18 protein-coding genes are annotated in these 19015 nt (G+C 43.7%); 5 read left to right on the top strand and 13 right to left on the bottom strand.

From position 1 onward, the window contains the following. Nucleotides 1-60 precede the first annotated feature (60 nt). Nucleotides 61-849, top strand: a complete 789-nt coding sequence (locus V7L95_RS05090; RefSeq protein WP_035389764.1) for an STAS domain-containing protein — start codon at nt 61-63, stop codon at nt 847-849. A 73-nt stretch (nt 850-922) separates the two neighbouring features. Here V7L95_RS05090 and V7L95_RS05085 read toward each other — a convergent pair whose 3' ends face one another. Together V7L95_RS05085 and V7L95_RS05080 are read right to left on the bottom strand one after the other, a co-directional pair. Continuing rightward, on the bottom strand, nt 923-3700 hold the full coding sequence (locus V7L95_RS05085; protein WP_340968335.1) for a DEAD/DEAH box helicase: 2778 nt from the start codon (nt 3698-3700) through the stop codon (nt 923-925). Next, nucleotides 3687-5294: an SWIM zinc finger family protein gene (locus V7L95_RS05080; RefSeq protein ID WP_017360013.1), complete on the bottom strand. Its 1608-nt coding sequence runs from the start codon at nt 5292-5294 to the stop codon at nt 3687-3689. Before V7L95_RS05080 ends, V7L95_RS05085 begins: the two co-directional genes overlap by 14 nt. Nucleotides 5295-5480: 186 nt before the next feature. Between V7L95_RS05080 and V7L95_RS05075 the strand changes: the two genes are divergently transcribed. Together V7L95_RS05075 and V7L95_RS05070 are read left to right on the top strand one after the other, a co-directional pair. After that, nucleotides 5481-5624 (top strand): hypothetical protein, encoded by a 144-nt coding sequence (locus V7L95_RS05075; protein ID WP_003214884.1) that lies wholly within the window; start codon nt 5481-5483, stop codon nt 5622-5624. A gap of 114 nt (nt 5625-5738) precedes the next feature. After that, nucleotides 5739-7058: a UDP-glucose/GDP-mannose dehydrogenase family protein gene (locus V7L95_RS05070; RefSeq protein WP_041091431.1), complete on the top strand. Its 1320-nt coding sequence runs from the start codon at nt 5739-5741 to the stop codon at nt 7056-7058. 40 nt (nt 7059-7098) lie between these two features. Here V7L95_RS05070 and V7L95_RS05065 read toward each other — a convergent pair whose 3' ends face one another. The 5 genes from V7L95_RS05065 to alsS form a co-directional block, all read right to left on the bottom strand. After that, nucleotides 7099-7632, bottom strand: coding sequence for a chromate transporter (locus V7L95_RS05065; protein ID WP_007497548.1), 534 nt, complete (start codon nt 7630-7632; stop codon nt 7099-7101). Further along, complete coding sequence (locus V7L95_RS05060; RefSeq protein ID WP_058337158.1) at nt 7632-8192, bottom strand: chromate transporter; 561 nt, start codon at nt 8190-8192, stop codon at nt 7632-7634. Before V7L95_RS05060 ends, V7L95_RS05065 begins: the two co-directional genes overlap by 1 nt. A gap of 37 nt (nt 8193-8229) precedes the next feature. Continuing rightward, entirely contained in the window at nt 8230-8706 is a 477-nt protein-coding gene (locus V7L95_RS05055; RefSeq protein ID WP_017360010.1) for an Lrp/AsnC family transcriptional regulator, read from the bottom strand. A gap of 154 nt (nt 8707-8860) precedes the next feature. After that, a complete protein-coding gene (gene budA / locus V7L95_RS05050; RefSeq protein WP_223255608.1) occupies nt 8861-9613 on the bottom strand; it encodes an acetolactate decarboxylase in 753 nt (250 codons plus the stop codon). Nucleotides 9614-9666: 53 nt separating this feature from the next. Beyond that, nucleotides 9667-11367 (bottom strand): acetolactate synthase AlsS, encoded by a 1701-nt coding sequence (gene alsS, locus V7L95_RS05045; protein WP_017368183.1) that lies wholly within the window; start codon nt 11365-11367, stop codon nt 9667-9669. A 150-nt stretch (nt 11368-11517) separates the two neighbouring features. Here alsS and alsR point away from each other — a divergent pair, with 150 nt between their 5' ends. Both alsR and V7L95_RS05035 read left to right on the top strand, forming a co-directional pair. Continuing rightward, complete coding sequence (gene alsR, locus V7L95_RS05040; RefSeq protein ID WP_025208109.1) at nt 11518-12405, top strand: acetoin biosynthesis transcriptional regulator AlsR; 888 nt, start codon at nt 11518-11520, stop codon at nt 12403-12405. A gap of 59 nt (nt 12406-12464) precedes the next feature. Continuing rightward, complete coding sequence (locus V7L95_RS05035; protein WP_024718717.1) at nt 12465-13082, top strand: flavin reductase family protein; 618 nt, start codon at nt 12465-12467, stop codon at nt 13080-13082. Nucleotides 13083-13314: 232 nt separating this feature from the next. Here the strand turns inward: V7L95_RS05035 and rbsB are convergent, their stop codons facing one another. The 6 genes from rbsB to V7L95_RS05005 are packed head-to-tail and all read right to left on the bottom strand — an operon-like array spanning nt 13315 to nt 18948. After that, entirely contained in the window at nt 13315-14232 is a 918-nt protein-coding gene (gene rbsB, locus V7L95_RS05030) for a ribose ABC transporter substrate-binding protein RbsB (RefSeq protein ID WP_079920191.1), read from the bottom strand. 13 nt (nt 14233-14245) lie between these two features. Next, nucleotides 14246-15199 (bottom strand): ribose ABC transporter permease RbsC, encoded by a 954-nt coding sequence (rbsC, locus tag V7L95_RS05025; protein WP_008343271.1) that lies wholly within the window; start codon nt 15197-15199, stop codon nt 14246-14248. Nucleotide 15200: 1 nt separating this feature from the next. After that, nucleotides 15201-16682, bottom strand: a complete 1482-nt coding sequence (locus V7L95_RS05020; protein ID WP_191218997.1) for a sugar ABC transporter ATP-binding protein — start codon at nt 16680-16682, stop codon at nt 15201-15203. A 15-nt stretch (nt 16683-16697) separates the two neighbouring features. Beyond that, entirely contained in the window at nt 16698-17090 is a 393-nt protein-coding gene (gene rbsD / locus V7L95_RS05015) for a D-ribose pyranase (RefSeq protein WP_017360008.1), read from the bottom strand. Then, nucleotides 17087-17965: a ribokinase gene (gene rbsK, locus V7L95_RS05010; protein ID WP_025208105.1), complete on the bottom strand. Its 879-nt coding sequence runs from the start codon at nt 17963-17965 to the stop codon at nt 17087-17089. The genes rbsD and rbsK overlap by 4 nt, the downstream gene beginning before the upstream one ends. Continuing rightward, nucleotides 17962-18948, bottom strand: coding sequence for a LacI family DNA-binding transcriptional regulator (locus tag V7L95_RS05005; protein WP_008343265.1), 987 nt, complete (start codon nt 18946-18948; stop codon nt 17962-17964). The genes rbsK and V7L95_RS05005 overlap by 4 nt, the downstream gene beginning before the upstream one ends. Between the last annotated feature and the right edge of the window lie 67 nt (nt 18949-19015).

Below are 19015 nucleotides of genomic sequence, written 5' to 3'. Positions count from 1 at the left end.
CATCATATAATTTAATTATGAATATAACCCGCTTGTAAGGAAGTTAAGGAGAGTAAACGAATGGCGCTGGAATCTTATAAGTCCGACAATCTGCATTTAATCAAGGAAGCCTTAGACTATACTCAGGTTGGCCTGACGGTGACGGACCCGTCTTTACCTGATAATCCTTTAATATATGTGAACAAGGGCTTTTTAGATATGACAGGCTATCAAGAAACCGAAGTATTAGGAAAGAACTGTCGTTTCCTTCAAGGAGATGAAACTGAACAGATTGCTCTCAAACAAATTAGGGCAGCCATTGAAAACAAAGAGGCTGTCACTGTACAGTTGAAAAACTATAAAAAATCTGGTCAAATGTTTTGGAACGAGTTAAGTGTGGCGCCTCTATGGATTGATGAAAATGGAGGGAAACGCCTTTATTTCGTTGGTCTGCAAAAGGATGTTACGAAAGAGAAGGAACAGCAAGAGCTTCTTGAGCAATCTATTGATGAAGTATTGAATATTTCTGTCCCGATTGTTCCGGTGAAGGATGGTATTTCTGTCCTGCCGATCATTGGTACGTTAACAGCACCAAGATTTGATAAAATCATCTCAACGGTCTCCACTTATATCTCTCAATCCAAAGACGATTACTTCATTGTGGATCTGTCTGGTTTATTAGAGGTGGATTCATTTGTGGCGGATGCGATTTTTAAGCTGAACGATTTAATTTTAATGACTGGCACTGAACTGATCGTGACAGGTATTAAACCAAATCTTGCGATGAAAATGGGAGAAATGAGAGAGGACTTCCGTGAGTTGAATACGTATATGAATGTGAAATCTGCATTGAAAAAGCTGCAAATTTAAGCATTCCTTTATATGAGATTAAAAAAAAGAGGACTTTTCATCAAGTTTGAGAAAAGTCCTCTTTTTGCTGTCATTAAGATGATTGAGCGGCTGCACTTAACGTGAATAAATCTTCTAGTTCGTTCGTTGACAGCTCTGTAATCCAGCTTTCACTTTGGATAATTTGATCATTTAACGTTTGTTTTGTTTCGAGCATTTGATCAATTTTTTCCTCTATCGTGCCGGTTGTGATCATCTTATGGACGTGAACAAACCGCTTTTGCCCGATGCGGTAAGCACGGTCTGTTGCTTGGTTTTCTACAGCAGGATTCCACCATCTATCGTAGTGAATGACATGATTGGCGGCGGTTAAGTTTAGTCCGGTTCCTCCTGCTTTTAAAGAAAGAATTAAGATGTTGAACTCTTTTTTCTGGAAGCGTTCCACCATTTTGTCCCGATCATGTTTTGATAAGCTCCCATTTAAAAATTGAACTGGTTCTCCAAACATCTTTTCAGCCAGCTGTTTGATCATGTTGCCCATTTCAATATACTGCGTAAAAATGAGACAGCTTTCTCCTTGTTCGTGTATGGCTTTTAACAGCTCTGCTAATTTATCCATTTTTAATGAACGTTTCAACAATTTCACATCTGTTCCGCTCTCTTTTAAATAAAGAGCAGGGTGATCGCAAATTTGTTTGAGTCTGCCAAGCATACTTAAAATGATGGCTTTCCGCTGCATCCCTGTTAATGAGGCCATATGTTCGAATGTATCTTTGACCAGCTGTTCATATAAAGATGCCTGCTCTGCGGATAACGGGATGAATTCTTTTTCTTCTAGTTTCTCTGGCAGATTGAGTGCGACTTCTTCATCTTGTTTTGTTCGTCTTAATAAGAATGGCTTGATCAGCTGCTGCAGCTGTTGGATTCTTTTTTCTTCACGGTCTTTTTCAATCGGAAGGACGAACTTTTTATGAAAACTGGTCAGGCTGCCGAGATATCCTTTGTTCACGAAGTCGAAAATAGACCAAAGCTCTGTCAAGCGGTTCTCCATCGGTGTCCCGCTGAGGGCAATGTGGTGCAGTCCTTTTAATTGCCTAATGGCTCTCGATTGTTTCGTATGGGCATTTTTAATGTTCTGGGCTTCGTCTAAGCAAATGGTATTCCATTTGGCTGCTGTTAATTCATCACGGTCAGAATGTGAGAGACCATACGAAGTGAGGACGATATCTGTTGACTCGTATGCTTTTGTAAAGTTCTCACCTTGTGGACGTGACGGTCCATAATGCAGAGCGACATTTAAATGTGGTGCGAATGTTTCAAGCTCTCTTTGCCAGTTCCCTAATACGGAAGTCGGTGCAATGATGAGAGATGGAGCGGCGTCTTGTTGATGCTCCTTCAAATAGGTGAAATAAGCGATCATTTGAATCGTTTTTCCAAGTCCCATATCATCTGCTAAACAAGCCCCGAATCCATGAGACCTTAAGAACAGAAGCCAGTTGACACCGTGCTGCTGATACGGGCGCAGTGTGCCCTTAAAGGACTCACTCATCTCGTAGGATGGTAGCTCCTGTGTATCATTTAACTGATGAACAAGCCCTCGTAATTGAGACGAAAGTTCAAATTGAATATGGGCAAAGGCCGAACTGTCTAGCAGCTCAGGAATCGACTCAGAAGAGGCCTCTTGGTCTGCGAGTTCACGTGACAAAATATCCGACATATGAAGTCCTTCGTTCTCAGCGCGCTCCATCCATTTCTTCATTTGCTGGATAAAGGTCGGATCGATTTTAATCCATTGTCCACGAATATTGACAAGACGACGTTTACTTTGAACAAGCTCGTTGAACTCATCTTCTGTCAGCTCAATACCGTTTGTGGCAAAGCGCCAATTAAAGTCCATAAGGGCATCCATTCCAACGTGCGATTCGCCTCGTGGTGTGGAGGAAATCCGTGCTTTTAGCATCATGGTGCTTTCTTTGACGATTTGCCACCATGATGGAAGCAGGATCTCAATCCCCATGTTCACAAGTGTTTCACTCGCTTCAGATAGGAAGAGCCACGCTTCTTCTTCTGACATGAGGGTGGTACCAGATGTAAATGAGAGCCAAGGGACAATCTGACCGAACCGCTCTAGCTCTCTGGTGATTTTTTCTTGAAACGGACGCCATGATTTTTTTAAAGAACGGATGCCTTCAAAGAAATGCAGATCACTGTTTTTCTTATCACGCAAAAACAATTCAATTTTCCAATCATCTCCGTCGAAATCAGGCTCATTTAAACGCAAGCCGACAGTGAAAGGCGTCTCATCATCAATCCAGCCGATCGTTTCCAAGAAATCCTGTTCATCTAAAAAATGACCTTGGAAGGAGGAAAGAGCAGGCGATTGTGCAGTCATTCGGTTCCATTTGTGCTGCAAGGCATCATCATATTGAATGTAATCCTGTACGGCAAAGGAGAACCAATCAGCTGTGTAGCCATCTAACAGGCCTTCTTTGTCTTTAAAGCGAAGCATCCCTTTTGTCCAAGCCTCGAAATCTGGGACAAAATCTTCATCCTCGATGAATTCGTAAATGGTTGAGGCTGTTTTCATAAGCGGCTCTGTTTCATCCGTTAACGTCACATGGCTGAAAGTATTAAATGAATTTTTCCCTAACAATTCAACGGTCATCCAAGGACTTAACAGGAAGGCAGGTGTGCCAATAAAGCTCACATCTTCTAAGAATGTTCCGTAAAAAGATGATTCGTGCCATTGGAAAAGCTGCCTCTTCATTTCATTTAGCGGTACAGGCTGTCCGTCCTCTGCTTGCGCTGAAATGGTGAAAGAGAAATCTTCGGTTTGTTCTGCATGAATGACAATTTGTTTATGGCGTGTCATCAATTAATTTTCCTTTCTTCATTTCCTCTTGGAACGCACGCAGCCGTTTTGTTGAATCTTGCAGCTGCTGTACATATCTTTCCCACACCGCGGTTTTTTTCGTTTTATGATAAAGCGTACGCAGTTTTTTGAGCATTTTCACAGATTCCCGGTAAGCACTTCGATTCTTTTGATCGAGAAGCAGTGAGATTTCCCGGTGGTATGAAGGAATGAGTGCTTCAGGCTCTTCCTTTGCAATCTGTTTTATTAATTCTTTCTCCAACTCACTGATAGAGAAACCAACGAGGCTGTGTATTTCAATCCATTCTGCATAGCGTTCTTGTGCATATAAGAGCTGACTATATTCAGTAAAGGCATAAGGCATACAGATTTGGAGATAGCGTTCATACAAGAAATGATCTTTCGTCTGTTTAAAGTACGCGTCTAAATAAAAGAAGAAATCGCTGACGGCTCCACGCAGTTCTCTATAAGATAGGTCAAGCTGGCAATATTCTTCTAATACATATGTGATCTCTTGATACCAAAGTTTGAGACGCTTCCAGTCCTTGCGGTTTGTGAGATCCTTTAGCCAATTGAGCACATTCGGCAGCATATCTGCATTGAGCAATTTTAATTGCTGGAAGAGTCTTTCGTCTTCTTTTAGCAAATAATCCATATGCATCAGCCCAATGGTGCGCTCAACCGTTTGCTCCTGCTGTTGGGCGCTCTTGAGTAATTCTGTTTCTTTTTTGACCCATTTCCCTCTATTTAATATAGTTCCCCACATTTCCATAAAGACCGCAACTCGTTCATGCTGGAAAGGTCCGCTGATTTGAAGAAGTGTCCGAACGGCAGTTGGTGTGTTTTCAAGAAACGGATCGAGGGAAAAGGAAAGGGCGTATGTCCTCAAATGATCCACTGAATCAAAAATGGTGTTCATGAGCTGTTCTACATATGGATTCATCGAATAAAAGTCTTTTTCGGCATCAAGACGGCCGAGATCGATTAGCTCATGGAGCCTTAACCACACATCGATGGACGTATGAATCGCATACAAACTCTTGAATTCAGGTGAAGTGGGTGCGTGTTTTTTCAGGATCGATAAATAGCCGTAATACAAATGCTGTGGTGTTTGCTGGTGTTTCGGTGTCCGTTTCAGCCAGAGGTGAAATTCCTCCTGGAAAAAATTCAGCCAGCTCTGAAGTGATTGTTCATCTGGGCGCTTCACTTGGAAGTGCTGACGAATGAGTTCTTTGCTGCGCTGTAATTCATCCTTCTCTGACCAATTTTCTGTAAAACCGGTCACACTCTCTACTTGAGCGTAAAGTGAAAAGAAGACAGCGAGGATGTGTTTACATAGTCCATCAGCTGGACATGAGCAGCTGCTTCTCACTGGAAACAGCACATGAAGGTGGACTCTTGCTGCCACGACATCATGTACATAAGCTGACCATTCGGTATCAGACTCTTGCTTGAGCCGATATACGCTGTCCTGTCTATAAGTAATCAATGCTTTTTTGATGAGTTGCTTGTTTTCATCTGTTGCAGGAAGAAGTTCTTTGATCTGTTCGGCTGTTTGTTTGATTTCTTCTTCGTTGATGTTGTGCTGAAGCATTTGATCCGCTCCTAACCAAGTAAAAGATTCCAATTCTTTTATTATAGCTCAATGGTGATTTATAAAAAAGTTTTTCATGAAAATGGTCATAAATTTCAAAAGCTGTCGAATGATGTATTAGAGTATTGCATAAACCAACCATACAGCATATAATAATGAAATTAGTGGAATCGAAAGGATACAGACATGGATAATAAGGGTTTAAATCAAGAAGAGTTTTTAAAGATTTTGATGTACGCTCATGATATTGGTGAAAATTCAAATGATGTCACAACAAAAGAAATGCTTGAAAATTTGATTGCTCATATTCGAAATGGCCTTGTTTCATAAAAGTAGCCCCCTGCTCTCTCAGCAGGGGGTTTTTGTATGCTTTTATGAATGGAACGAAAATCCCCGGCATACGATGACATTACAAGCATAAGGAGTAGGGGGAGCTGATGTGTCATGAAGGTTGCGATTGCAGGCTGTGGGTATGTAGGGCTTGTCACAGGTGTGTGTTTAGCAGAGGCGGGTCACGACGTGACATGTATGGATATTGACCGGCGGAAGGTCATGCAGCTGAAGCAAGGGAATCCTCCGATGTACGAGCCGGGATTAAAAGAACTGCTCAAACGGAATATGGAGCAAGGACGCATTCGTTTTCAAATTAATGGAGCGTCAGCCTATTCGCAGGCTGACGTGTTAATGATTGCTGTCGGTACCCCGCAACAGGCAGACGGTCAAGCTGATTTGCAGTATGTCTTTCAAGCGGCAAAGGAGATGGGCTTACAAGCAAAGCCAGGCGCAGTGCTTGTCGTGAAAAGTACAGTGCCTGTCGGAACGGGCGATCAAATTGATCATTTGATTCATCACGTGTTAGGTCGTAAGGAGCCATTATCTATCGCATCTAATCCAGAATTTTTACGAGAAGGGTCTGCTATCTCAGATACGCTGCGAGCGGATCGGCTGGTGATTGGAGCCGAAACAAAGAACGGATTAGATCAGCTAGAGTCTATGTATGCGGATTTCCACATTCCATTCGTGAGAACAGATCGGAAAAGCGCAGAGATGATCAAATACGCATCAAATGCATTTCTTGCCACAAAAATCAGCTTTATGAATGAAATTGCTTCGATTTGTGGAAAAACGGGAGCTGATGTTGAGAGAGTTGCAGAGGGGATGGGACTCGATCAGCGGATTGGTGCTTCGTTTCTTAGGGCAGGCATTGGTTACGGAGGTTCCTGTTTTCCGAAGGATACAAATGCCCTTGTTCAAATTGCAGGGCATGTGTTCCATGATTTTGAGCTATTGAAGGCTGTCATCAAAGTCAACAATGAGCAGCGGGCTACTTATATTCGAAGTGTGAAGGAGCGAATGGGAGAAAACTTGGAAGGGAAGAGAATGGCCCTTCTTGGCCTTTCATTTAAGCCGAATACTGATGACATAAGAGAGGCGCCGTCGATCCCAATCGCTCATCAGCTCCATCAATTAGGAGCGGAGATCGTGGCCTATGATCCTGCTGCCGCCCGCAATGCAGCTCAAGAACTGCCTGATCAAGTCTTTTTTGCTCAAACGATTGAAGAGGCGATAAAGGATGCTGATGCTGTCTGTATACTAACAGAGTGGGCGGATATTCAGTCCTTTCCACTTTCAGCTTATAAAGATTTCATGAGGCAGCCGATCATTTTTGATGGCCGGAATTGTCATACGCTTGAAGCGGCAGAAGCAGCTGGGGTCGAGTATCATTCTATTGGGCGCAGGCCTGTCTCTCCTATTTATATGTAATGAGAAAAACCGATAACTTCACGTGTTATCGGTTTTTGCGTTAATGCGGAAGAATGAATCCGCCATATAAAAATGCAGCCACTATTAGAAAAGCAGGGTGCAATTTGAATTTGGTCATAAAGAAAAATGAAATGGCGGCAATGGCAAGTGATTGCGTCCAGCCAATGGCTTTCACGGCATCTCCGCCAATTTCCCATGTTAATAAAAGCATCATCATCGCAATGACAGGCTGTACAGATAGAGTCATGCCTTTGACGACAGAAGATTGGCGAAAACGATCAATGAGTTTTAGCAATAAAATCAATCCAATAGCAGACGGTAGGACCGTCGCAAGCAGTGCAACGATAAAGCCTGGCCATCCCATGACATCATAGCCTACATAAGCCGCAATTTTCGTAGCGATTGGACCTGGAAGTGCGTTGGCTAATGCGAGCATATTGGAGAACCCTTCGTTTGTCATCCAATGAAAATGATTGACGATTTCTTCATAATTGAGTGGAATGGAGGCAGGTCCTCCACCATACCCTAACAGATTGGATAAGAAGAATGCCCAGAATAAAAAGAGAATCAGCATCACGAAGACACTCCTTTCTCTTTATTTGTTCGATTCCAGCGATCTTTCAGTCTAAAATGAAAGGCACCATAACATAAAAAGATGATGACAATGATTCCTGGATGAATCGAGAGTACTTGAAGACCGACAAATGCCAAAAGGAATAGGGCGATTCCGAAGATCATGCCGAAGCCCTTCAACGCTTTTTGTCCAAATTCATATGCCATCATTCCTAACAGAACGGCAATCACTGGTGTCACAGCACCGATCATATTTTGAATGATGACTGAAGAGCTTAAGACGCTGACAAGTGTAACAAGTGCCACCATAGCGAGACATGTCGGTAAAATATGTGCAGCTGTTGCAACAATGGCGCCAGATACACCTTTTAATCGATAGCCGAGGTATGCCGACATTTTCGTAGCAATCGGTCCAGGTAATGCGTTGGCGATGGCGAGTGTTTCTCCAAATTTGTCATCATTGATCCATTTGTATTTGACGACCGCTTCATGGCGAATGAGCGGGATCACAGAAGGTCCTCCGCCAAATCCCAGAATACCGGTTCGCACCATGGCGATCATGAGTTCAAGATATGATTGCAAGTGGTTCAACTCCTATCTACAATTTCATGCCCATTCGGCTTTTGTATCGTTTAATGAGCATTTGACAGTCAACACTGACGACGCCTTCAAGCGGGTACAGCTTCTTTGTCAGGAACGTCTCCATTTCCTGTTCATTTTGAAAAATGCCATGCATATGCAGCTTGCTTGGTCCTGTCATATGATAAAGGCTTGTGACGGCTGTTTCCTGCTCAAGCTGAAGGGCGACTGTTTCTAAACATTTCGGCTCAACCTCTACGTTAAAAAAGACAGAGACATGAATGCCGATCTTTGCTGGATTAATGACAGCGGTGAATCGTTCAATGACACCTGCTTCAATGAGCTGCTGAATACGGGCTTGTACAGCAACACGGGAAAGGCCGACTTGTTTCCCTAGATCCGTGTAGGACATACGCCCGTCCTCGTGTAATAAGGAAAGAATTTGTTTATCTCTTTCATCTAATGTTAAGTTTGGAATGCGATATTCATGTGCCACCGTATAACCACCTTTCTTCTGTTGATATTCTATCATATTTTATTACGGATAGAATGTTTGATTTTTAATTGAGTAACGAAATGAAATAATAAAAGAAGATAACATATCTTTTTGCATAAAAAAAACACCCCGGCATCACCGGGGTGTGTTCATTTTATTTTTCTGGGCTACTTTCCGCACTGGCAATTTGTTGTGCAAGGTCAGCACGATCAATGTCTGCTTGGAAGAACTCCTGCGTATTTGGAAGGTGTAAATTCATGTGACGTTTTTGGGAAATTCGGATGGTCACTTGATCCACAATGTAATCAAATACATGCCCGCCTACGCTGCGATCATCATCAATAAAGTGGAGATGATATCCGCTTACCGCAATGCCATGTGCGTACTGTGGTGTACGGAAGCCTGCGATCGTCCCGCGAATATTTTCAAAATCGAAAATAGGCTGTGACTTGACTGCTTCCACCATCGGAACGTAAGGTTTTTCCTGTTTTTCAACCGTACGGGTTTGAACCTTTTTGAATGACCCATCGATGCGGATCGCATAAAAGACATTTTTGCTTGGTAAGATTCGGTCGATTTCTTCCTCTAGCTCTTTGGACGTCATCGGTGCATCAATTCGATGAACGATGTCCGTTTCAAAGAATGCTAGAGAGCAGAATGGTGAATAATCTTGATCGGTTACTGGTGTGGCTGTTCCATCAGAGCGCAGTCGATAAAAAGCGCCATCAAAGCCGATTAGTTCCCCATCTAATTGATTGAATGTGCCAATGCCAAAATCACCGTGCTCGGGAATATGTGATAGGGAGAAATCTCCATCGTATACGGCTTCCAGCAAGGAGGTCATGGTTGATACTTGATAGACCTCTTGCTTTTTGTCCTGCGGTATTGTGTTGTTTTGTTGATTCATTGGGTGCATCATACCCATATCCGCTCACTCCTTTAAAGTAATGTATCGAAGTCTTATCTGACGTTCGTTGTGTGTTTTTCACGAAAGACTTCTGGCCATTTTTGACTGGCGAGGTCTGGGTTGTCTTGATAGTCTATCGGAATATCAATAATAACGGGTCCTTCTATGTTTATACCCTTTTGAAGGACAGTTGAAAGCTCTTCAGGTGAGTTGACACGTAATCCAGTTGCTCCAAAGCTTTCTGCATATTTCACTAAGTCGATCTGACCGAACTCAACACAAGACGTACGGTCATACTTCATTTCCTGCTGGAATGCCACCATATCGTATGTGCTGTCGTTCCAAACGAGATGAACGAGATTTGTTTTCATGCGCACGGCTGTTTCTAATTCCATGGCGGAGAAGAGAAAACCGCCATCACCTGAGACTGAAATGATCTTTTCATCTGGATTCAATATGGAGGCTGCAATTGCCCATGGTAATGCCACGCCAAGTGTTTGCATTCCGTTACTCACTAGGAACGTGTTCGGTTCATAAACACGGAAGTGGCGAGACATCCAAATGGCATGAGATCCGATATCACATGTCACTTTCGTGTCATCTGGGATGATACGTCTCAACGTATGAATGACATCCAGCGGGTGTGATAAATGACTTTCTCTTTCTGGTGCTTTTTCGATATCACTTAACAGCTCTTGTAATTCTGTGACCAGATCTACGTTCTTTTTGCATAATGAAAGTGGAACGCTGTCGTGGGCTAGATGTTGCACCGTTTCAGATATATTGCCCACAAGCTCAAGCGTCGGTTCATAGAAATGGTCAATATCTGCCTGCATGTCATCTACATGGATGATGTGACGCTGCTGCGGTTTCAAATTCCAATGCTTCGGATCGTATTCGATTGGATCAAAGCCAATAGTTAAAATCACATCCGCTTTCTCAATGAGAAGGTCCCCTGGCTGATTACGGAATAAGCCGATTCTGCCCACATATTGAGGCTCAAGCTCTCTTGAGAGAACGCCGGCTCCTTGGTACGTTTCGACAAATGGGATACCAAGTGTTTTTAATAATGTTCTTGTCGCATTTGCCGCAGCTGGACGGCTAGCTTTCATTCCCACAATTGCAACAGGTAAGTGCGCATTTTGAATTTTGGCGATGGCCGAACTGATGAGAGCATCCGGTGCAGGACCTAGTTCTGGAGAAGGGTGAGCAGACACTGGTGTTTGTGTGGTGTGTTCGGTCACGACATCTTGTGGAAAGCTGATAAATGCTGCTCCAGCTTGACCTCTTTGTGCCGCGCGAAAAGCATTTGTTAAGGCTTCTGGTATATTGTTTACGTCTTGTACTTCAACGCTATATTTTGTCACTGGTTTGAATAATGCCGCATTGTCGAGTGATTGATGTGTTCGTTTGAGCCGATCCGCACGGATGACGTTTCCAGCGATTGCAACAACAGGGTCACCTTCTGTATTGGCTGTTAATAGACCTGTCGCTAAATTGGATGCCCCAGGACCTGATGTGACGAGACAAACGCCTGGTTTGCCAGTTAAACGACCGACAGCTGCTGCCATGAATGCCGCATTTTGTTCGTGTCTGCATAGCACAAGCTCTGGACCTCTGTCTTTTAATACATCAAATACTGCATCAATTTTTGCGCCTGGAATCGCAAAAACATGGGTCACACCTTGGGCAATGAGCGTATCGACAATTAACTCTGCTCCTCGTTTTGTTAGGGGTTGTGTTTGAGAATTCATTTACCCCGCACTCCTTTCGGCAAGTAAAATTTTTTATGAAAATATATTTTCATGATATGATTTACTATACATTTCACAAAATAAATTTTCCAATATATGTTTAACGTAGTTTTAATATGTTTCACGAATAAGTGTTTGAGGAGTGAAAGGATGGAACTGAGACATTTGCAGTATTTTGTCACAGTCGCGGAGGAGCTGCATTTCGGCAGAGCGGCCGCACGATTGAACATGACACAACCTCCACTTAGTCAGCAAATTAAGCAGTTTGAGGAAGAATTGGGATTTCCTTTGTTTCACCGGTCTAAAAGAGTGGTGGAGTTAACAGCTGCTGGAAAGGTTTTTTTACATGAGGTCCGGGGGGTGCTGCATCAGCTTGATAAAGCCGTTGATCATGCCCGGCATACGGCAAGAGGGGAGCTTGGGAAGATTATCATCGGTTTCGTTGGTACAGCGACATATGATATTCTGCCGCCAGTTGTCCGTGAATTCAGAGAGCTGTACCCCTCTGTCAGTATTGAACTGCAACAGCTCTCTGTCCCGCAGCAGCTTGAGGCGCTTTTGAATGGTGAGATTGATATTGGTTTTTTGCATCCTACATCACCGCAAGAAGAGTTGGTCAGTCGTTTAATGAAGCAAAGTGAATGTATTTTTGCGATTCCGAAAAACCATCCGCTGGCGGAAAAAGAAGCGGTCACGATTGAAGATATTCGTGATGAGCCGATTATTTCTTTATCAAAGGAATCATGGCCGTCCCTTTATCAGCATTTTGTCCTACTTTGTGAACAGTATGGATTTTCACCTAATATCGTGCAGGAAGCAGCAGAATATCAAATGGTCATTGGGCTTGTCACAGCGGGAATCGGAATTGCTATCATTCCAACATCGGCCCGGCGTTTATTTAATTTAGATGTGGTGTATCGGTCAATTGAAGGTGAGCAGCTACTCGCGGAATGGACCATTTCTTATAGACGAGAAAATCATAATCCGGCATTGTTTCATCTTGTCCATCATATTCTCCATCGCGCTGAGCCGGAATAAGGGAAGAGAGAACGGGGTATGGTATGATGTCGTTACATACAAGAGGAGGCATGTCTGAAGTGATTACATTACAAATGGATCAGTTGTCACGAAAAGAAGCATATAAAGTATTATCTGGTTCCGTCGTTCCAAGACCCATTGCATTTATTACAAGCCTTTCTAAAGAAGAAGTCGTCAATGCTGCACCATTTAGTTTCTTTAATGTCATTAGCGGCCATCCTCCGCTGATCGCTGTTTCTATTGGACGTCGTCAAGGAGAGATGAAAGATACAGCAAAACATATCATCGACAGGGAAGAATTTGTTGTCCATGTGAGTGATGAAGCGATGATTGAAGATATTAATGAAACAGCTGCTACACTGCCAGAGGAAGAGAGTGAGCTGACTCGTACCGGTCTTCATCAAGTGAAGAGCAGCGTGGTGTCAGTGCCAGGAATCAAGGAAGCACGCATTCGCTTTGAATGTCAGCTGGAAAAACATCTGACCTTTCAAAATGATGAAGGGGAGATCACAGTCGATCATATCATTGGCCGGGTGGTGTGTGCGCATTTAGATGAATCCGTCTATGATGCGGAAAAAGGATATATTTTTACGAATGAATTAAAGCCAGTTGCACGTTTAGCGGGGAATGATTATGCCCATTTAGGTACGCCATTTGTACTGAAGAGACCGGAATAACATCTATAACCCCGAGGCTATCGGGGGTCCAGCGTGTAGACAAACCCTCGCATTCTTTGTCAGTCCTGCGCTTCGGTGCTCACGAATGTCAATTCGCTCTGCTCCGGTCCTCGTCCTTCCTAGACTGCAAAGGTTTTCTATTACGCTGAAAAGAAAACAAAGTGCTAAAATAAAGTTCATTTCAGCCTTTGTCTACAATCTAAAACCCCCGAGGCTATCGGGGGTTTAGTGTTTATTTCTTTTGTTCTAGTTTCAATGGAGCGGCGATATTTTTTTCTACCTTTTTTCCTTTTAATACATCGTCCGCAGCGCCGACTGCCAGTTGACCGATCAGCTCTGGCTGCTGCGCGACTGTTGCAGATAGTTTTCCTGCTTTGATCGAGTTGAGTGCATCTTCGTTACCGTCGAAACCGACGACAAGAATGTCTTTTCCAGAGCTTTGGATGGCCTCTAGTGCGCCAAGCGCCATTTCATCATTGTGGGCAAAAACGGCTTTGATGTCAGGGTTTCCTTGAAGAAGGTTTTCCATCACGTTGAGCCCTTTTGTCCGGTCGAAGTCAGCGGCTTGTTTTGCTGTGACATCTAACTTTTTGTCTGCTATTTGATGGAAACCTTTTCCTCGTTCACGTGTCGCAGAAGCACCTGGTACACCTTCTAGTTCAGCCACTTTTGCATCTTTACCAACCTTGTCGATAATAAAGTTAGCTGCCATTTCGCCGCCTTTGATGTTATCGGAAGCAACGAGCGCTTCAACCTTTCCGCTTTCTGCCGAGCGGTCTAATGTGATGACCGGTATGTCTGAAGCATTCGCAGATTCGACAGCCGTTGATATGGCAGAGGAATCGGCTGGGTTAATGAGTAATGCATCAACCCCTTGTTGAATTAAATCTTCTACATCACTCGTTTGTTTCGCTGAATCATTTTGTGCATCGGCAATGACAACTTCGATGCCAAGCTTTTTTGCTTCTTTTGTCACGCCGTTTTTAAGAGAAACGAAGAATGGGTTATTTAAAGTCGAGATCGACAGTCCGATTTTTATGTCTTTTTTCTTGCCATCCTTTGTTGATTTGGCCCACTCTGGCGGTTCGAGCGAGCAGGCAGAAAGCATGAATAATGAGAGAGTCATGATCAGGATTACATATTTTTTCATAGCAGCTGCCTCCTTAAGCAGATTTCTTTCTGTCGAGTAGGACTGCAATCAAGATGACAATCCCTTTCACAACAGACTGATAGAATGATGAAACACCAAGTAAGTTCATACCATTGTTCAAGACCCCAATAATGAGTACCCCGATGAGTGTGCCGACAATTCGCCCTCTTCCACCGGATAGGCTTGTCCCGCCAAGTACAACGGCAGCAATTGCATCAAGTTCATACGACGTACCAGCTGTTGGCTGGGCTGAGTTGAGACGAGATGTTAAGATCGCACCTGCTAAAGCAGACATAAAGCCGGCTAATGAGTAAATCATGATTTTGACGCGTGGTACTTTAATACCTGAGATGAGGGCTGCTTTTTCATTTCCGCCAATGGCATACGTTCTTCTGCCAAAAGGTGTTTTATGAAGCAAGACCCAAAGTACGATAAAGGTGAGAAGCATGGTGATCGCTGGAACAGGAATGCCTAAGAAATATCCACGGCCAAATAGCTGAAATGCATAGTTAGAGCCAAGCCCTGTAATTGGATTTCCGTCTGTATAAACAAGCGTCAATCCTCTGAAAATCGTCATCGTCGCAAGTGTTGCGATAAAAGGAGCCATTTTTCCTTTTGTGATTAAAAGACCGTTGATCATTCCAAGGATGGCACCGATGATACATCCAACGATGATGGCAAGAATTGGGTCCAAACCAGATACAATAAAGCCGGCAGTCAGAGCACTAGACAGCGCTAGAATGGCACCGACAGACAAATCAATTCCTCCGGTTAAAATAACAAATGTCATGCCAAAGGCAATGAGGGCGTTAATGGAGATTTGTCTGAGTAAGTTTAAAATGTTTAATGGTTCTAAAAAGGCCGGATTTAAGATAGAAACAATGGCGACAAGGATGATGAGTCCTAAGAATGGCCCAAGCTTTTGCATGATGTGATCAAATCGTCCATTTGAAGTAAGTGGTTTCATGTTACTTCCCTCCTGTAGCTAGTGTCATAATTCGTTCTTGTGTAGCTTCTGTTTTACTTAATTCTCCGCTGATGGTTCCTTCATGGATGACAAGCACTCGATCGCTCATCCCAAGAACTTCTGGGAGCTCAGAGGAGACCATCAAAATGGCAACACCTCGATCTGTCAGCTCGTTCATGAGCTGATAAATTTCTCGTTTCGCCCCGACGTCGACACCTCTTGTCGGTTCATCTAAAATCAGCACCTTCGGTTGAATGCCGATCCATTTGGCGATGACGACCTTTTGCTGATTTCCACCGGACAGGCTGCGTGCAGAGATTTCAGATGAAGCGGTTTTAATCGTGAGTCGTTTGATAAGCAGGTCAACAAAATCCTGTTCGTTTTTCTTATCAATCAGCCCCTTTGGAGAGAAGCTATCTAAGTTAGGTAACCCGATGTTTTCCCGAATGGATGCATCTAGCATCAGTCCTTCATCTTTGCGATCCTCCGTAATAAAACCGATGCCAAGCTTGACCGCATCACTTGGTTTTTTAATAACAGCCTTTTTCCCATGAACCCAAATTTCTCCTTGATCCAGGGGATCGAGTCCAAAGAGCGACCGCATCATTTCCGTCCGGCCAGCGCCCATTAAGCCTGCAACACCGACAATTTCTCCAGCTTTGACGGAAAAACTGACATCTTGAAAGCGGCCTTTCCTCGTTGCTTGCTTCACTTCTAGGACGGTATCACCAGTAGAAGGTGTGCGTTCAGGGTAACGATCGGTTAATTCGCGGCCGACCATTTTTTTGACGACTTCATGGAAATTCGTGTCCGGTATCGCTTTCGTATCGACCGTTTTTCCGTCACGCATGATCGTAATCCGGTCACAAATGGCGAAGATTTCTTCCATCCGGTGAGAAATGTAGACGATGGAAACGCCTTCTTTTTTGAGTGATTCAATGACCTGAAATAGCTTTTCAATCTCACGGTCTGTGAGAGCGGCCGTTGGTTCATCCATAATAATGACCTTTGCATCGGTCATTAACGCTTTCGCAATCTCAATCATCTGCTTTTGGCCGACAGAACAGCTTCCTGCCTCTTGATCGAGCGATAAGTTGACAGACAATCGGTCGAGCTGCGCTTGGGCGAGTGTTTTCATTTTTTTGGTGTCTAGGAGACCAAGTTTTGTATAGATTTCTTTCCCGATAAATAAATTCTCGAGTACCGTCATATCAGGCCATATATTCAGCTCCTGATGAATGAAGGCAATCCCGTTCTGCTCGGCTTCTTTTGGATTATTGAAAGCGGTTTCTTTTCCGTCGATTTGAATCGTTCCTTGATCCAAGGAATAGAGTCCTGTCAGCAGATTCATTAACGTTGATTTTCCTGCCCCGTTTTCACCCATAAGTGCATGGACTTCACCTGTGACGAGGTCAAAGGAGACCCCGGCGAGAACGGTGTTTTTTCCAAAGGCCTTATGGATGTTATGCATTTCAATGTTCATAAGTGGCTCCTCCTTTTAAAAGATGACACCGGCATGAAGAATGCAGTTTGCGTATGGGGTGGCTTCACCCGTGCGAATCACTGCTTTTGCCTGTTTGGTCATGTCTTTGAACGTCTCGTGATCGACTTCATCTAACGGATGTGAGAACGCTTTCTTTAGAAATAAATGATCTCTCTCATTGGCTTCTTTGATTTCACTGGCGATTGTGATGTGTTCAACGGCCATTTCCTCAAGAAGGAGGGAAGTAACCTCCTGAAAGGATGGTGTGCCGATGGATAATGCAAGGTCGATCTTGACCGGGCCTTCTGGAATGGGCAGGCCGCAGTCTGCGATGACAATCGTATCTGTATGACCAAGATCAGCAAGCACCTTGGCGATATGACTATTTAAAATACCATTTTTCTTCATTTCTTATTCTCCAATTCTTCTCTTGCTGGCATGCCGCCTTGGGCACCAAATTTTGTGACTGAGATAGATGCGGCTAAGTTGGCAAAGGCAAGTGCGTCGAATAGGGATTTTCCTTCTGTCAGTGCTACAGCTAGAGCGCCGTTAAAAGTATCACCAGCGCCTGTAGTGTCGACGGCTTTCACAGGATAGCCCGGTACCAACACTTCTTTTGATCCATCAAAGTAACGAACCCCATTTTTTCCTTCTGTAATGAGTAATTTGTTTGGATATTGGCGCAAAGCTTCTGCTATGGTGAGTCCATCAAACATAAGAGCTGCTTCGTGTTCGTTTGGCGTGATATAGGCAGCTTGATCTAATATTTGCTGAGAGACTTTGCGAGCTGGTGCGGGATTTAAGATGACAGGAATCCCTTTTTCGCTGCAAATGGCGCAGACGGCTTCGACTGTTTCTTCAGGAATTTCCTGCTGGATGAGGACGATTCCGATATTTTCAATAGAAGAAAGAGCATCTTTTACATAATGAGGTGTTACCTCATTGTTTGCTCCTTTGACGACAACAATGCTGTTATCTCCTTCAGCTAAAATGATATGAGCTGTTCCGCTTTCCATTTCGGTAACCGGTTTCATATAGGTGGTGCGAACACCTTGTGCTTGCAAATTGCTCATAATGTCCTGACCATACGCGTCATCACCAACTCGGCCGATCATATATACATCTGCACCGAGCCTTGCGCTTGCTACTGCTTGATTGGCTCCTTTTCCCCCAGGAACCGTTTTAAATGATTCGCCTAGGACGGTTTCTCCGGCACTAGGACGTTTATTCGATGTAACAACTAAATCCATGGAACAACTTCCTACGACAACAATTTGACTCATTGTGAATCCACCTTTCTTGTGGTCTCTCGTTCAATAAAAGAGACGGGCATTTGAATAACTGCTTGATCTATAGGCTGTTTTTGAATGGCTTTAATGATCAGCTTTGCGGCTTCTTTCCCCATATCATAGGCAGGCTGCCGGATCGTTGATAAAGAAGGGAAGAGCAGTTCGCTTTGCGGAATATCATCAAATCCAATGATTTGGACGTCTTCTGGAATGGCTTTTCCAATTCGAAGTGCTTCGTGTACGACGGCTGCTGCGACGATGTCATTGCTGGCAATGATGCCATCTGTTTCAGGGTACAGCTTGAAAAGAGCCTTGGCGCTTTTTCGGGCTTCCTGAAAAGAAAAAGAAGCGTTAGACATCACATGAAAGTTAGCACCTTCTTCAGTCAGAACATCAAGTGCGCCTTTGAATCTTTGCCGCGCCGTTTGAAGATGAGCGGGCCCTTTTAGCAATGTGATCTGCTGACTGCCGCGTTTGATTAATTCCATTGCAGCCATTTTCCCGCCTGCCGTAGCATCTGCAAACACAGAAGGCGCATTTGGAACGGTACGATCTAAGAAGACAACAGGCAGTTCATCATCATTGTACAAATCCGATTCAGGTTCGTTTGTGACAGCGATGACACCGACCACCTGGTTTTGCTTAAAGGTTTGTAAATAGGCCATTTCCTTCTCCCGATCTTCATCACTGTTTCCGAATAATAAGCGAAAACCGTTTGCATGAATCTCATCCTCAACGCCTCTAGCCAGCTGAGGGAAGAAGGGGTTTGTGATATCAGGTAAGATGAGACCAACTAATCTTGATTCTCTTTTAAAAAGGGATCGTGCCACTTCATTGGGGAAGTAGTTTAGCTCCTGCATCGCTTGTGTCACACGGGTTTTCGTATCAATATGGACGTATCCAGTATCGTTAAGCACGCGTGAAACAGTCGCAACAGACACTTGAGCAGCTTTTGCAACATCTTTAATTGTAGCCAATGGAGTGCCTCCCTTCTTTGATGTGTAACCGTTTACATAGATAGATTATCACGAAAGCATTAAAAAG

Origin of the sequence: Bacillus sp. PPSBB_11 (genome assembly GCF_038023285.1) — a bacterium.
Classification (GTDB): Bacteria; Bacillota; Bacilli; order Bacillales; family Bacillaceae; genus Bacillus; species Bacillus altitudinis.
The sequence above is the reverse complement of the archived record's forward strand: the minus strand, read 5'-3'. Positions and strand labels throughout refer to the sequence as shown.

Excerpts from the sequence above, each read along its gene's own strand:
- V7L95_RS05090 (WP_035389764.1), top strand. The coding sequence starts at position 61 with ATGGCGCTGGAATCTTATAAGTCCGACAATCTGCATTTAATCAAGGAA.
- V7L95_RS05085 (WP_340968335.1), bottom strand. The coding sequence starts at position 3,700 with ATGACACGCCATAAACAAATTGTCATTCATGCAGAACAAACCGAAGAT.
- V7L95_RS05080 (WP_017360013.1), bottom strand. The coding sequence starts at position 5,294 with ATGCTTCAGCACAACATCAACGAAGAAGAAATCAAACAAACAGCCGAA.
- V7L95_RS05075 (WP_003214884.1), top strand. The coding sequence starts at position 5,481 with ATGGATAATAAGGGTTTAAATCAAGAAGAGTTTTTAAAGATTTTGATG.
- V7L95_RS05070 (WP_041091431.1), top strand. The coding sequence starts at position 5,739 with ATGAAGGTTGCGATTGCAGGCTGTGGGTATGTAGGGCTTGTCACAGGT.
- V7L95_RS05065 (WP_007497548.1), bottom strand. The coding sequence starts at position 7,632 with ATGCTGATTCTCTTTTTATTCTGGGCATTCTTCTTATCCAATCTGTTA.
- V7L95_RS05060 (WP_058337158.1), bottom strand. The coding sequence starts at position 8,192 with ATGATCGCCATGGTGCGAACCGGTATTCTGGGATTTGGCGGAGGACCT.
- budA (WP_223255608.1), bottom strand. The coding sequence starts at position 9,613 with ATGAATCAACAAAACAACACAATACCGCAGGACAAAAAGCAAGAGGTC.
- alsS (WP_017368183.1), bottom strand. The coding sequence starts at position 11,367 with ATGAATTCTCAAACACAACCCCTAACAAAACGAGGAGCAGAGTTAATT.
- alsR (WP_025208109.1), top strand. The coding sequence starts at position 11,518 with ATGGAACTGAGACATTTGCAGTATTTTGTCACAGTCGCGGAGGAGCTG.
- rbsB (WP_079920191.1), bottom strand. The coding sequence starts at position 14,232 with ATGAAAAAATATGTAATCCTGATCATGACTCTCTCATTATTCATGCTT.
- rbsC (WP_008343271.1), bottom strand. The coding sequence starts at position 15,199 with ATGAAACCACTTACTTCAAATGGACGATTTGATCACATCATGCAAAAG.
- V7L95_RS05020 (WP_191218997.1), bottom strand. The coding sequence starts at position 16,682 with ATGAACATTGAAATGCATAACATCCATAAGGCCTTTGGAAAAAACACC.
- rbsD (WP_017360008.1), bottom strand. The coding sequence starts at position 17,090 with ATGAAGAAAAATGGTATTTTAAATAGTCATATCGCCAAGGTGCTTGCT.
- rbsK (WP_025208105.1), bottom strand. The coding sequence starts at position 17,965 with ATGAGTCAAATTGTTGTCGTAGGAAGTTGTTCCATGGATTTAGTTGTT.